We start from the raw sequence: 13,568 nt of genomic DNA, 5'->3' as shown, positions 1-13,568 counted from the left end.
TTGCGATCCCGGCGCCAAGAAGGCGCGCGGACCCTCCACCAGACCTAATAAGTCAGCCCGGCGACCGCAATCCGATTTTCCGACGCCGGCCAGGCCCGCATCATAATGCGTTCCCCGTTGAAGATCGCGGCGACCGGACGGCCGACATCGTCCGCGGCGAGCCGCAGCGTCGTCACCGAATCCGTCGGCACGCCGGGCTTTACATCGGCCGGCTCCTTGCCGTCGAACAGCACGATATCGCGCGGCAGGCCGAAATAGCCGCGCGGCCGCGACATCAGCACGACCGCGCCTGCGCCGGCATCGGCCGGCCCCAGCGGCCGCGCCGCGCGGAGATGCACGATCTCGGACGAGCGCGGAAACGGCGAGCGATAGATGTGCGTCGTCGCCGTACCGGGTGACGTCAGCACGAATTCGAGCGGCCACGACGGGTCGACCTGCGCCGGACCCCAGCGGCCGTCGGCGCCGGTCTGCGAGCTGTGCAGCGGGCCGCCGATGCGCTCGCCGGTCTCCGCCGCGACATGATAGATGTCGACCGTGGCGCCCGGCACCGGCCGATTGGTCGGCACGCCGCCCGGCGTACCCGTGACGAGGCCGCTCAGCCTCACCGCCGTCTCCGGCACGATCCCGATCCGCGACGGCTCGCGGCTTGCGATGAATTTGTAGATCTCGCGAAAGGCGCGCGGATGAAAGGCGGTCTCGCGATGATCGACCGCGCCGAGCACCAGATTGGTCGCGCCTTTCAGCGCCGGGCCTTCCGTCGTGACGTTGGTCGGCGTGCCCGGCTTGCCGACGAAGCGGCCGTCGGCTTGCGCATATTTGTCGAGGCCGTCGCTTCGCAGCGTCAGGAATGCGGTGCCAACAGTCACTTCGCTGTCGCCATCGTTCAGTCCGCGCAGGAACAGACCACGTCCGTTGAACTCGTTGCCGAGCCCGTCGTCCCACGCATACACACCGTGATTGGGCGTGCCGCACAGCACCGCGTGGCTGATGTCGCCGCCGCCACCATTCTTGATGTGGTTGCGGATCGCATTGCCGCCGCGCGAACTGCCGACCAGTGCGATCCGCGGCGCGCCGGTCTTCTGCTTCAGCTCCCTGATCGCCTCGGCGAGCTCGCGGCGCTGGTCCTCGGTCGAGGAGCGGCTCGCCTGCTCGATCTTGTCGTCGGTGCGCGCCAGCGGATCGGTGAAATTGATCGCCGCCATGCGTTCGCGAGGCATGCCGTTCGATTCCATCCGCCAGAACGTCGTCATCCAGAGCGGGGCGTGATCGCCATTGCCATGCACGAACAGGATCGGCGGGGTGTCACCGGCGGCCGCCGGCTGAGCCGAGGCCGGGGCGCCAATACGGCCGGCCAGCAGGGACAGGGCGCCGGCCCCTTGCAAGATTCTCCGCCGCGACAGCGCCATCGGTCCCCTTTCCCCCAGGCCTTCCTTTGACCTTCCCTTGACCGTCCCTTGGCCTTCCTCAGGTCTTTCAGTGCTTTAGCTGTGTCCTATCCCCGCCAAGGATACCGTAATCGCTGGACAGGACCCGCGTTTCGCGGGCATCAGTTGGTGCAGCCGGAATCGTCCAACAAGCCATAGCAGGCCAACCGGAACTGGATATGACCGAACCGCGCGATCGCTCAGACAGTATCACTGCACCGTTGCGGCATTCAATCTTCAGGCGAATCTGGCTCGCGAGCCTGCTCTCCAATCTCGGTATCCTGATCCAGGGCGTCGGCGCCGCCTGGGCGATGACGCAGATGACCACGGAGGCCGACAAGGTCGCGCTGGTGCAGACCGCCTTGATGTTGCCGGTGATGCTGATCTCGATGCCGGCCGGGGCCATCGCCGACATGCACGACCGCCGCATCGTCGCGCTGGTGTCGCTGGCGATTGCGCTGACCGGCGCCACCACCCTGACCGTGCTGGCCTGGCTCAATCTGGTAACGCCGAACATCCTGCTCGCGCTGTGCTTCGTCGTCGGCAGCGGCATGGCGCTGTTCGGCCCGGCCTGGCAATCCTCGGTCAGCGAGCAGGTGCCGCCGGAGACGCTGCCCGCCGCGGTCGCGCTGAACGGCATCAGCTACAACATCGCGCGCAGCTTCGGTCCGGCGATCGGCGGCATCGTGGTGGCGTCCGCGGGCGCCGTGGCCGCCTTCGCCGCCAATGCCGTGCTGTATCTGCCGCTGCTCGTCGTGCTGTTCCTGTGGAATCGCGTCAGCGAGCCGTCGCGGCTGCCGCGCGAGCGGCTGAACCGCGCCATCGTCTCCGGCGTGCGCTACATCACCAATTCGCCGTCGATCAAGATCGTGCTGACCCGCACCATGGTGACCGGCATCATCGGCGGCTCGGTCTCGGCGCTGATGCCGCTGGTGGCGCGCGACCTCCTGCATGGCGGCGCGCAGACCTACGGCATCATGCTCGGCGCCTTCGGCATGGGCGCGGTGATCGGCGCGCTCAACATCAGCGAGATTCGCAGCCGGCTCAGCGGCGAAGCCGCCATACGCGTCTGTGCGTTGACGATGGGCGCGGCGATCGCCGCGGTTGCCGTGAGCAAGCAGCCGGTGATCACCGCCGCCGCGCTGGTCGTTGCCGGAGCGGTGTGGATGCTGGCGATCGCGCTGTTCAATATCGGCGTGCAGCTCTCCGCGCCGCGCTGGGTCGCGGGCCGTTCGCTGGCCGCCTTCCAGGCCGCGATCGCCGGCGGCATCGCGATCGGAAGCTGGTGCTGGGGCCGCATCACGGACGTGGGCGGCGTCGAGATGGCGCTGCTGATCTCCGCCGGTCTGATGCTGCTGTCGCCAGTGCTCGGCATCTGGCTCAGGATGCCGCCGATCGGCGCGCGCAACGAGGACGCGACGGATGCGCTGGCCGATCCCGAGGTGCGGCTGCAACTGAGTGGGCGCAGCGGCCCGCTGGTGGTCGAGATCGAATACCGGGTGGCGCAGGACAATGCCCGCGCCTTCCACAATGTGATGCAGGACGTACAGCTCAGCCGCCAGCGCAACGGCGCCTATGGCTGGTCGATCGCCCGCGACATCGCCGATCCCGAATTGTGGACCGAGCGCTATCATTGCCCGACCTGGCTCGATTTCCTGCGCCAGCGCAACCGCGCCACGCAGATCGAGCGCGAACTGCATCAGAAGGCGGCCGACTTCCACATCGGCGCCGAGCCGATCCGCGTGCGCCGGATGCTGGAGCGTCCGTTCGGATCGGTGCGCTGGAAGGACGAGACCCCGGATCGCGCCGCCAAGGAGGTGATCCCGGTGGTCGCGACAGCGGCGGGGAGCAGCACTTAGGTCCAGGCAGTCATTCCGGGGCGATGCGAAGCATCAAACCCGGAATGACGACGGCTGGAATCACTGCCCGTGATCGGCGAGCGTCTGCTGGCAGGCCTTGCTGAGGCGACTGCGGTGCTCCTTCAAACACGCCAGCACGACCTGATCGCCCTCGCTGAGATGGGCGCGGCAGAACCGCGAGGCATCGCGCGAGCAGGCATCGCGCCCCTGCTGCTGCGCCGAGGCGGCCGACGTCAACAAAACCAGCGGAACGACGGCAAGCAGAAATCGGGTCATCTCTCAAAGCCTCTCAAGCGTTTTCGCGCGAGGTGGTGCCGGTTCGCGTGAAGAAAACGCGTCAAATAAGGAATCCGGAGCCCCGTTCCGATTTCATCGGAGCGGAAACGGCTCCAGGGAATGCGACGCCGGTTCTATAGCGTTTCCTTGTCGCGAAGAAGCTTGAAACCGACTGTGACCGTCATCACGCATGGTAACGCCTCCTTTTTCTTGTCCTTCCGGCGCCTTGTTGGGATCGCGTTAAGACCTTGTTGGCATTAATCGCTCGTTACGGCTGTGGCGTATCCTTAAGTTCCGAGAGAGTGTGTAGCGATGCGTAGTGCGTTGGGCCTGATGCTGGCCAGTGTTGTAACGGCGATCGTGATCGCCGGCGTGTGGTTCTGGACCTCCTCGCCGCGTGCCGACGCGGCTCCTCCGCAAACCACGGCTGCGGCCAAGGCCGATCCGCTTCCCGCGGCGGCAAAACAGGCCGCCAAGGACGATGTCGAGACGACCGCCGCGCTGTCGAAGCGCGCCGATGCCACCCAGGCCGCGGCACCGGCCGCCACTCCTGCTCCGGTGCCGGCCCCCGTCGCGGCCGCGCCCAAATGCGCCAACCCCGATGCGCTCGGCATCAGCCGCACCGTCGTGGTCGACACCAATGGCGGCCCGGGCTTCGGTTTCCTGCAGTACAAGCAGTATGACTTCCTGACCGACAAGGAGGTCGTGCTGACCTTCGACGACGGTCCGTGGCCGACCACGCCGGCCGTGCTCAAGGCGCTGGCCGACGAATGCACCAAGGCGGTGTTCTTCCCGATCGGCCTGCACACCACCTATCACCCGGACATCCTCCGCCAGGTTGCCGCCGCCGGCCACACCATCGGCGCCCATACCTGGTCGCATGCGCACTTGGCCGGCAAGAAGATCACCGAGCAGCAGGCCAAGGACGAGATCGAGAAGGGTTTCAGCGCGGTAAAGCTGGCGCTGGGTGCCAACCCGGCCCCGTTCTTCCGCTTCCCGGCGCTGGCGCACACCCCGGCGACAACCGCCTATCTCGGCACCCGCAACATCGCGATGTTCTCGGTCGACGTCGACTCCAACGACTTCAAGTCCAAGAGCGCTGACGAGGTCATCAACAATGTGATGACCAAGCTCGACAAGGAGCACAAGGGCATCATCCTGATGCACGACCTGCAGAAGCACACCGCGCAGGCGCTGCCGACGCTGCTCCGCAAGCTCAAGGCCGGCGGCTACAAGGTGGTCTGGATGAAGGCCAAGACCCAGCTCGAGACGCTGCCCGAATACGACGCGATGATGGCGAAGACCGAGAAGCCGATCGCAACGGGCCGGCCGATCGGCAACGTCGTGCAGACGGTCGCCGAGTAACGCAGCGAACGCACTCTCAACCCAAAGCGCCCTTGGACCCAATCCAGGGGCGTTTTCGTTTTCTGGTCGCAGCCACCTTCTCCCGGCCCGATACGATGTGAGCGACAGCCTGGAAAGGCCTGTGCGCCTTCAAGAGAGGCACCATCACGCCCGGTGGCTGCGGCTCCCACAAAAATATCGAAAACAACCCCATGCAAAGGAGCCGGCGGATGCCGTCTCCAGACTAACCGTTTGAGTGCCCAGGCGCGGGCGTAGCGGGTGTTCGGATCGGCCGAGATGAAATGTCCCGTCTTACGCTCCCATCACATGAAACCTCCAACCATCTTCGGAAACGCTGATGCGATCGGATAGAGTTCAGATCGAGCCAGCCGGCGCAACGGCGGGAAAATCCTGCTCGGGATCGAACGCGTTATTGAAAAAGTTCGTCAGGGAGTACATGGCCACTAGCGCGACGATCTCCATGACGTTCGCATCTGTGTAGCCGGCGTCCCGGACGGCTTTCATATCGGCGTCACCGACCTTGCCGCGGGTTGTGATGACTTTGCGCGCAAACTGGAGAGCGGCGTCCCGCTTCGGATCACTGGCATGACCCTTCCGAGCGAGAATGATTTCATTAGCCGGCAGCCTGGCCATATGCTCGGCCGTAAAGCTGTGAACCGTCAGGCAGTAGTTGCACCCATTCACTTCGGAGACAGCGAGGCCGATGCTGTCACGCGTCTTCAAGTCGAGCGCCTTGCTCAAAGAGCTGAGCAGTGTAGCCCATGCGTTGAACGCGATCGGGCTCAGCGCGAAGGTCGCCATCATATTCGGAGTGAACCCGATGTTCTTGGTGAATCCATCGAGGGTCGGTTTCGAATCTGCCGGCACCTGAGCCGGTGTTGGCAATGCAGTTCGAGCCATCAGTAATCTCCGTAGATCGTATCATACCAGGTCCAGCACATCGGCCACCGGACGGCGCGGCTTCTGCGCCCAGTTTCCCGGACGCTCCGGACCCACGGCCAACAGCAGGACCGGCACTTCGTCCTTCGCCAATCCGAACTCGCGGTGCACCGGTTCGGCGTCGAAACCGATCATCGGCGTCGACCCCAGGCCTAGCGAGCGGGCCGCATAGATGATCGCTGCCGCGCCGAAGGAGGCGGTTCGTAGCGCTTCATCGCGCTGGCGCTGTGGGTACTCCATGTACAGATTGCGCGCGGGGATCTCCCATTCCGGCACCATCTTCGCCGGCATGACGCCCGATTCTACCAGCGGCGCCAGGCGCTCCGGTATTACGCTGGAATCGGCCAACTGGCCGCAGACGATGAAGGTAACGGCTGCGTCGGTGATCGCGGGTTGATTCCAAGCCATCGGACTCAACCGGGCTTTGGCTTCAGGCGTGCGCACGGCGATGAAGCGCCAGTTCTGCATGTGGAAGGATGTCGGTGCGGCGGTGCCGATTCGCACGAGCTCTCGGATTTGGTCGTCGCTCAGGGTGGCGGCAGGGTCGTAATACTTGGTAGAGCTGCGGCTCAGGATACATTCGATAACAGCGTTGGTCATGGTTGGTCCTAGGAGTGAAGTGATAGGTTGAGGCACGAGAGTGCTTTCGCTCTCTTTGAGAGCCGGCCGGCCGCATTCATCGATAGGCGCGCGCCGCTCACGGACGAGCGCAAATGATCGTCTTCCCGCTGGCCCGCTCGGTCGGGTTGAAGGCAGCAACGGCATCGTCGAGGGTAACCACGCTGCCGATGTTTGTCCGCACTCGTCCGTCACGCGCCCGCCGGACAATCTCACTCAGTTGGGCGCGATCGGGTTCGACGACGAAGTCTATCGTCCGGCCGTCAGCGGGGCGTGCATCAGTCGGACCGGCGATGGTCACCAGCGTTCCTCCGGCTCGAATCACGCGCGCGGACCGCTTCGCGATGTCGCCGCCAAGGACATCGAACACCAGATCGACTCCGCCGACATCTTCCAGAGTGTCGTTGTCGAGGTCGACGAACTCCTGTGCGCCGAAGTCGAGAGCCGTCTGACGGCCGGCAGCGCGTCCGGTACCGATGACGTAAGCGCCAGCCTCACGTGCGAGCTGGGTTGCCATCGAACCGACGACGCCGGCGGCACCGTGCACGAGGACGCTCTGCCGCGCCCGAAGCCGGCCGTGATCGAACAGCCCCTGCCACGCGGTAAGGCCTGGCATCACGAGGGCCGCGCCCACCGTGAAATCGACATCGCCCGGCAACGGCGCGACGTTGCGCGCCTCGATGGCCACATGCTCCGCCAAGGCGCCGTCGCGATACCAGTCCGCGAGACCGAATACCCGCTGTCCAACCGACAGCCCCGTCGTGCCATAGCCGAGGGCGCTGACCACTCCAGCCAACTCGTGGCCGGGGATCGACGGTGTTCGGTCACGCTCGCGGCGATCGGTCCAAGTCGAGGGCCAAGTCAGCTCATCCCGGGTGAATCCCGCCGCATGAATCTCAACGACGACGTCGTTTATCGCGGCCTGCGGCTCGGGCCGCTCCACGAGCTTCATTCCGGCCGTTCCCGCCGCTTGGTCCGTCACAACGATTGCCTTCATCGTGCACCTGCCTGAGTGTGGCAGCTCATCATCTTCCGAACTCCTTTTCAGACGAGCGAAAACAGGAAGGCGAAACTCGATGGCTCCAATGACCTTGGATATTGAATCGATGCCTTCGACGCGGCGCATTTCCTAAAGCCACGTTGCCACTGGTCCCGGCGCGATGAAACCCGCGTCGGACGTTCCTGGACGCGCGGACACGCATTCTGGACTCCAGAGCTGGCCAACGCCGAGGATCAGTCGCCGAGTGTGCGCGAATCTGGCTAGGGAACGGGAAAGAGCCCGGTTGGGGCGCAGCGTCGGGCATGCACGAGCCCACGCGGCTTGCTTTCGGCCTTTGCTGTTTCCAGTTTTTTTCTTCGATCAGGCAGCTAGTTCAGCCAACGCTGATGGCCCGACGAACAGTTTCAATCGATGAGCGGATGTCGCTATTGGCACGCCCATCTAAAATCGCACACTTGACGGGAGAGATGCCTCGGAGGCGGTATTTGGCTCAAGTGCCCTTACCACTCCCACCTTTCTTCACGCGCAGCCGGTACTCGCTAGGTTCAACGTTGTAGGCTTTGCGGAATGCTCGCACGAAACTTGACCGGCTTTCGTAGCCGGCGTTGTAGGCCACAACATCGACTGGGGCTGATGTCGTCGTGAGATCGAGCGCCGCCTGCCGCATCCTGAGATCCCGAAGGATGGCCATCGGCGAACGGCCAAAGATCTCCGAGAACTTCGCCATGAATGCCGACCGGCTCAGACCCGCGCAATGCGCAAGGCTCTGAACCGTATGAACGGCCCCCGGACGCGCCACCATATCGGCGAATGCACGCGTGATCTGCCGATCCGCGAGAATCGAAAACCGATCAGTCCAGCTGCGGGAGGACTTCATCGACCGCCTCACCAGGGCGATGATGACCTGCTTTAGCAGGGACGCCGTCATGGCGCCCATACCGATTTCCTGCACGCAAAGCTCCTCGACCGCTTCGCGAAGCTTCAGGTCGATCTTGTCCGTCGGCTCGAACTTCTCGACCACGGGCTCGCGCAATTCGCGAAACAACCCGACGGATTGTCCGAAGGATGCGTTGAAGAAGCCGCAGATCTGGATGATCTCGGGCTGCTCGGTCGGTGTTGCGATACGCAACACGCTGTCATGCTGCTTCCAGCAATCGCGGGAGATGAGCCTCTTCGGGCCACTGGTTCCGTCGACTTCGATTACGAACGGGGTACTCGGAGGCTTGATGATGAGGAGATGGGGTTCGAGCGACATCCAAGGCCCATCGCCGATCGAAATTCGTCCCCTGCCACTAATGGTGTAATGGACCGCCGGCGCATCGATCGTCCCCATCTCGGCGCGATGGCCTGATGGAATCAGCATTTCGGTGAGCGCGACGACATCGATCTCAAGTGCCCGCATGAGGTTGTTGAGATCAGCGGTGGCGAGCTTCGAGGCAGAGACGGCGATCCGCGAATCTGGCCGCTCGCCCTGTCCGCTTCCGGCCCGCGATTTGGCCGTGTTTTGCATAAGCAACCTGCCTACAAGATCAACCCGTGAATCCGCTAGGCGAATCTGTCTTCACCCTTGAACTGGATTTTGTGGCGCGCCGAAAGGAGTTTTGGCGTGGTCCAGTCGGATTGTTGGAACTTGGTCCTATCGGTGGGACAGCATCGCTGTAGTTTTTGCACCTTGAGATAGGGTCTCGGCGCCACGCCGCGCCCGTACACGCTAGCATCTACAGCACAAGCTTGCGTGCCGTGCCTCCGACGATGATCCGGGAATAGATTCGTCGGTTCGGCCCTCTCTTGCACGATGCCCGAACCCTGGAGAGCTCTGTGAGTGCATTCGAACAAGGTCGCGTACGGTCGGGCGACAATGGCTTGGCGAATACGGCCGCCGAAAAGCTGCGTTCGATGATCCCGGCGGCTGGAGCGATGGCTTATCCGTTCCTGCTCGATGCATTTCATTTCGCGGTCTCTCCTGCTGTTGGTTCGGTGTCGTTCGGACGACTGGTCCTGGCGGCGCTTTGCCTGTTGGCCGCGACCGCCGCGCCCCTGCTGGGTCTTGCCTGCGCGTACTGGATGACCATGGCCGAGCCTTCGTCGTTCGAGCTGCGCGCCCGACGGCTCGCCTATCTCAGCATCGCCGCGCCGCCCTTGTTCGTACTGACCGGCGTCGGTCTCGGATTGCTGCACATCCCCGTCAGCGACGAGCTTGTATGGGTCGCGGGTTGGGCGGTCGCGTGTCTCTATGTGCTGCTCGGCGGTGAGCAAGAGCGCCCGGCAGGATCAGCCGCGATTGCGCCATCCATCGCCAAATGGCGCGTGACGCACGGCGTCGCCGCAGCGGTGATCCTGCTCTACGTCGCGTTTCACCTCACCAATCATCTGCTGGGCCTACTCGGACCCGAGGTTCATGCCGCCGTGATGAAGATGGGGCGCACGGTCTATCGATCGTCCCTCGTCGAACCGATCCTCGTCGGCCTGATGCTGTTCCAGGTCGCCGTCGGGGTGCGGCTCGCCTGGCGCTGGAGCTCGCTGCCGGCGGATGCCTACCGCGTGTTTCAGATCGGCTCCGGCATTTATCTCGCGGCATTCATCCTCACCCATCTGAACTCCGCATTGGTCTCGGCGCGGGCCGTGCACCACATCGAAACCAACTGGGCCTGGGCATCGGGTGCACCGACCGGACTGATCCACGATGCCTGGAGCATTCGCCTGGTGCCGCACTACGCGCTCGGCGTGTTCTTCGTGCTCGCCCATCTGGCGTCGGGATTGCGCGGCGTCCTGATCGCGCACGGCGTCGGCGCCACGGTCGCCAATCGGTTCTGGACAATCGGGCTCGCGGCAGGCGGCCTGCTGGCGATTGCGATCATGAGCGCACTATGCGGCGCGCGGGCCTAGGCGGCGCAAATCGTCTGATAGGCCGCCAATTGAAGCGCGACGACGCGTTGCGCGGAATGACATTTCTCGAACCACAGACGCGCGGCATCGCCGCGGCGATTATCGTCCAGCGGATCAGAAAGAACCTCAAGAATCCGGGCCGTGCACGTCTCGACACTGTCGGCGGCCAGGCAAGGCGGCGCCGCTCCGAAGAACTCGGCCGATTGGGTTTCATCGAGATTCGTTATGACGCGACGTCCGAGCGCCATTGCCTCAAAGGTAACTCCGCCGATCGCCGGGATCCTGAACTGATCGACGACGACGTCACTCGCGCAGTAAAGCTGTCGCAATTCCGCCTTGTTCAACGACGGTATCCACGAAACCATATCTTTGATTCCAAGTTCCAGAATCAGGTCCTTGCTTCGGTGAACATCAACGCCCCACTCGACCAGGATGATGCGAAAATCGCGATCCGTTTGCGCAACCTGCGCGGCCGCCCTCAAGAAGAGATCATTGCCCTTCTGCATTGAGGCGGGTGCAGCGTGCCAGTGATGGCGCGTGGGGCTAAAGAATGTGGTGACCCTAGAGTCCCGCTTCGGAAGCTTGAGTCCTGCCCGGAAGGTCGAAATCTTTTCATCGTCGAAGGCATGCGGAAGGTAAACGGTCCGCTCCCTCTTCAATTTCAGCCGCTGCACAGACGGCAGCACGTCCGAATTGGTCACGAACGAGAAAGCCGCATTCTTGTACGACGCCGAACAAAGAATGCCATTGTAGCTTTTCTCGAAAGGCACCTCTCGCAACGTGCCATGTTCGTAACACGTGTAATTTTTGAATCCGTTGATGAACGGAATGAACCCGTCGATCGAATATCCCTGAATGATGTCGTATTGCTCCAATACGTCAGCGAATTCATTGGCAATGGTGGATGCGAAAGCTTCGACAGAGACGAGGGCTTCTGCCGGATAATCCGTAAACTGTTGCAACACGTTACCAAGCAGTGCCGCACGTTGCGAGGCGTTTCGATCCTCTCCCTTGCCGTACTTTTCGAAGTAGCGGAACTCCGGGCGATCGACGATCTCCGGGCGGGTCGCCATGGGAATGACTGATGAACCGACGTCAGCGGCCACGCTTTTGTCTGCGGCCGGCGTCAGGGCGTCAGCAGTTGGGATCGTGAAGACGTTGTTTTCGCCCGCAATCGGCGCCGCGACGTCGGGATCCGGTATCGTGAAGGCATCAGCGGGAAACTCGAAGCCAAAGCACGGCAAGCCGCGGCTGCGCCTCTGACTTCGCCAAATTGCGACCGCCAGGCTCGACCAGGCGACAACTCCGGTTTCCGCTTCCCGCCGCAAATGAACAAACACATATTTCGTCAGCAAGGAGCGATAGATCGATGTGAGGCGACTTGAGCCTTTGGGATTTGCTGACGACGTATCGCGAATCGTCCCATCCCTATTGCTTTCGCTTGCAGTCGGCGTCGCCGCGTCGGGATTTGAGATCGTGAAGACATCAGCAGGAAACTCGAAGCCGAAACGCGGCAAACCGCGACTGCGCCTCTGACTTCGCCAAATTGCGACCGCTAGGCTCGACCAGGCGACAACTCCGGTTTCCGCTTCACGCCGCAAATGCACAAACACATATTTCGTCAGTAAGGAGCGATAGATCGATGTGAGGCGACTTGGGCCTTTGGAATTTGGTGACGACGTATCGCGAATCGTCCCATCCCTATTGCTTTCGCTTGCAGCCGGCGTCGCGGCGTCGGGATTTGAGATCGTGAAGACAGCAGCGGGAAACTCGAATCCAAAGCGCGGCAAGCCGCGGCTGCGTCTCTGACCTCGCCAAATGGCGACCGCCAAACTCGGCCCGGCGACAACGCCGGTTTCCGCTTCACGCCGCAAATGAACAAATACGTACTTCGTCAGAAGGGAGCGATAAGTTGATACGAGGCGGCCTGGTCCTTCGGGATTTGGATATTCGTCGGCGAGAGCTCGGCCCTGCTCAATCTGCGGATCTGGCGCGGCCGCCTTCGATGAGGCCGGCGAAATGCGGGAGAGTGCAGACTCAGGCTCTATGACCGCCTCTGGCAGGACGATGGCCGGCTGATCGAGAGGCTGCGGGATTCTGGATGCCTGACTTGACTGGAAGTCCTGAAAATCGCGCGCAATTGAAATCGTGTCTGCCAGATGCTCCGGCATCGGTGGACGGACCCGGCTCTCTGCGGCAGCGATGCCATCAAGCATCTCCCAATATCGTGCCTGCAGCAGGGTCCAAAAGAATGCTGCGGCTCCGCTGTCGCCGGCGTTCTTGGCACGAAGGTACGAGAGGCAATCGAGAACGGGGCCCTGCACAAACCAATCCGGTCGCCGCCAACCGCCCAACTCGGTGGCCCACCAATCCGGGAACATGTTGTCGACGTTGCCGTCGAAGCTTGCGGCCTCCCATTCTGGGCAACCCATGACGTGATAGTAGTTATAGCAAATGACGTCCGCTTCGATTCCGAAGCGCCGCTGAATCAAGGCATTGTTGTAGGCGTTGTTCGCGATATTGCCGATATGCAGGACGCGCAGCGGGCGGTTATGGGCGCGTTGGAACTCCCTCAGGAAGGCAAGCTGTAGTTGAAATTCGCTATCGCGATCCTTCGGTCCCAACGTCATTCCCCGGCAATCGTATTTCAGGCACTAAGTCTTCCGCACGAAAACGCACAATCAACGAACATCGATTCCGCGACAGTCATTCTGCTCTATGTCGCGTCTCATCTCACCAATCATTTAGTCGGCTTGCACGCTAGAGTTCGGTTGGTGTGGCGCTCGAGTCACTACCGGCGGATGCGCGACGCGGGTTCCGGATTGGCATGCGCGTCGACCTCGCCACGCTCATCGCGACCCATCTGAATACCGCGCCGTCTCGGCGCGGGTGTGCACCACATCGATACTACCGGGATTGTGCGGCGTTTTCTTCGTGTTTTCGCGTCTCCCGCCGGGGTTGTGTGGCGTCCTGACGCGCCCGGGGGCCACCACAGTCGCCAATCGGATCCGGGCAACCGGGCGCGCAGCAGGCGGACTGGCCGCGATTGCAATCATATGCAGATTGTGCCGTGTGAGAATCCAGGCGAGTAAATCTCGCCTGCGTATGGAGGCGGGGAATGGTCCCGGAGAGTGGTGCCGCAAGAGGGACTCGAACCCCCGACCCCGTCATTACGAATTAGGGGTTCAGCTATTTCCGGAG

Annotated in this window: 10 protein-coding genes; 3 read left to right on the top strand and 7 right to left on the bottom strand. The window is 62.8% G+C overall.

Features of this window, described 5'->3' with window-relative positions; all coding sequences use genetic code 11:
* Nucleotides 1-44: 44 nt before the first annotated feature.
* Nucleotides 45-1,406, bottom strand: coding sequence for a hydrolase (locus tag AC1VNY_RS31490; RefSeq protein WP_482408086.1), 1,362 nt, complete (start codon nt 1,404-1,406; stop codon nt 45-47).
* Between the two features lie 197 nt (nt 1,407-1,603).
* On the opposite strand from AC1VNY_RS31490, the gene AC1VNY_RS31485 reads away from it, so the two are divergent.
* A complete protein-coding gene (locus AC1VNY_RS31485; RefSeq protein WP_482408085.1) occupies nt 1,604-3,283 on the top strand; it encodes an MFS transporter in 1,680 nt (559 codons plus the stop codon).
* Nucleotides 3,284-3,343: 60 nt separating this feature from the next.
* On the opposite strand, the gene AC1VNY_RS31480 is transcribed toward AC1VNY_RS31485, so the two are convergent.
* Nucleotides 3,344-3,559 carry a hypothetical protein gene (locus AC1VNY_RS31480; protein ID WP_456783059.1) on the bottom strand — a complete coding sequence of 72 codons (216 nt, stop codon included), beginning with the start codon at nt 3,557-3,559 and terminating at the stop codon, nt 3,344-3,346.
* 312 nt (nt 3,560-3,871) lie between these two features.
* On the opposite strand from AC1VNY_RS31480, the gene AC1VNY_RS31475 reads away from it, so the two are divergent.
* The gene (locus tag AC1VNY_RS31475; protein ID WP_482408084.1) at nt 3,872-4,924 is read left to right on the top strand and encodes a polysaccharide deacetylase family protein; all 1,053 of its coding nucleotides are present in this window, start codon (nt 3,872-3,874) and stop codon (nt 4,922-4,924) included.
* 354 nt (nt 4,925-5,278) lie between these two features.
* Here AC1VNY_RS31475 and AC1VNY_RS31470 read toward each other — a convergent pair whose 3' ends face one another.
* The 4 genes from AC1VNY_RS31470 to AC1VNY_RS31455 all read right to left on the bottom strand — a co-directional run bounded on the left by AC1VNY_RS31470 (nt 5,279) and on the right by AC1VNY_RS31455 (nt 8,991).
* On the bottom strand, nt 5,279-5,824 hold the full coding sequence (locus AC1VNY_RS31470; RefSeq protein WP_482408083.1) for a carboxymuconolactone decarboxylase family protein: 546 nt from the start codon (nt 5,822-5,824) through the stop codon (nt 5,279-5,281).
* Between the two features lie 21 nt (nt 5,825-5,845).
* Nucleotides 5,846-6,463, bottom strand: coding sequence for a nitroreductase family protein (locus AC1VNY_RS31465; RefSeq protein ID WP_092087784.1), 618 nt, complete (start codon nt 6,461-6,463; stop codon nt 5,846-5,848).
* Between the two features lie 97 nt (nt 6,464-6,560).
* Entirely contained in the window at nt 6,561-7,478 is a 918-nt protein-coding gene (locus AC1VNY_RS31460; RefSeq protein WP_482408105.1) for an NADP-dependent oxidoreductase, read from the bottom strand.
* A 493-nt stretch (nt 7,479-7,971) separates the two neighbouring features.
* Nucleotides 7,972-8,991: a helix-turn-helix transcriptional regulator gene (locus tag AC1VNY_RS31455; protein WP_482408082.1), complete on the bottom strand. Its 1,020-nt coding sequence runs from the start codon at nt 8,989-8,991 to the stop codon at nt 7,972-7,974.
* A gap of 353 nt (nt 8,992-9,344) precedes the next feature.
* Here AC1VNY_RS31455 and AC1VNY_RS31450 point away from each other — a divergent pair, with 353 nt between their 5' ends.
* Nucleotides 9,345-10,367: a hypothetical protein gene (locus tag AC1VNY_RS31450; RefSeq protein WP_482408081.1), complete on the top strand. Its 1,023-nt coding sequence runs from the start codon at nt 9,345-9,347 to the stop codon at nt 10,365-10,367.
* Here AC1VNY_RS31450 and AC1VNY_RS31445 read toward each other — a convergent pair.
* Nucleotides 10,364-12,997, bottom strand: coding sequence for a glycosyltransferase (locus AC1VNY_RS31445; protein ID WP_482408080.1), 2,634 nt, complete (start codon nt 12,995-12,997; stop codon nt 10,364-10,366). The two genes, AC1VNY_RS31450 and AC1VNY_RS31445, sit on opposite strands and share 4 nt — an antisense overlap.
* Nucleotides 12,998-13,568 lie beyond the last annotated feature (571 nt).

Source organism: Bradyrhizobium ferriligni (assembly GCF_056837965.1).
Note: the sequence above shows the minus strand (reverse complement) of the source record. Positions and strands in the feature narration are given on the sequence as shown.

Bases quoted from the DNA above. Each gene is read 5' to 3' on its own strand.
- AC1VNY_RS31490 (WP_482408086.1), bottom strand. From the start codon at position 1,406: ATGGCGCTGTCGCGGCGGAGAATCTTGCAAGGGGCCGGCGCCCTGTCC.
- AC1VNY_RS31485 (WP_482408085.1), top strand. From the start codon at position 1,604: ATGACCGAACCGCGCGATCGCTCAGACAGTATCACTGCACCGTTGCGG.
- AC1VNY_RS31480 (WP_456783059.1), bottom strand. From the start codon at position 3,559: ATGACCCGATTTCTGCTTGCCGTCGTTCCGCTGGTTTTGTTGACGTCG.
- AC1VNY_RS31475 (WP_482408084.1), top strand. From the start codon at position 3,872: ATGCGTAGTGCGTTGGGCCTGATGCTGGCCAGTGTTGTAACGGCGATC.
- AC1VNY_RS31470 (WP_482408083.1), bottom strand. From the start codon at position 5,824: ATGGCTCGAACTGCATTGCCAACACCGGCTCAGGTGCCGGCAGATTCG.
- AC1VNY_RS31465 (WP_092087784.1), bottom strand. From the start codon at position 6,463: ATGACCAACGCTGTTATCGAATGTATCCTGAGCCGCAGCTCTACCAAG.
- AC1VNY_RS31460 (WP_482408105.1), bottom strand. From the start codon at position 7,478: ATGAAGGCAATCGTTGTGACGGACCAAGCGGCGGGAACGGCCGGAATG.
- AC1VNY_RS31455 (WP_482408082.1), bottom strand. From the start codon at position 8,991: ATGCAAAACACGGCCAAATCGCGGGCCGGAAGCGGACAGGGCGAGCGG.
- AC1VNY_RS31445 (WP_482408080.1), bottom strand. From the start codon at position 12,997: ATGACGTTGGGACCGAAGGATCGCGATAGCGAATTTCAACTACAGCTT.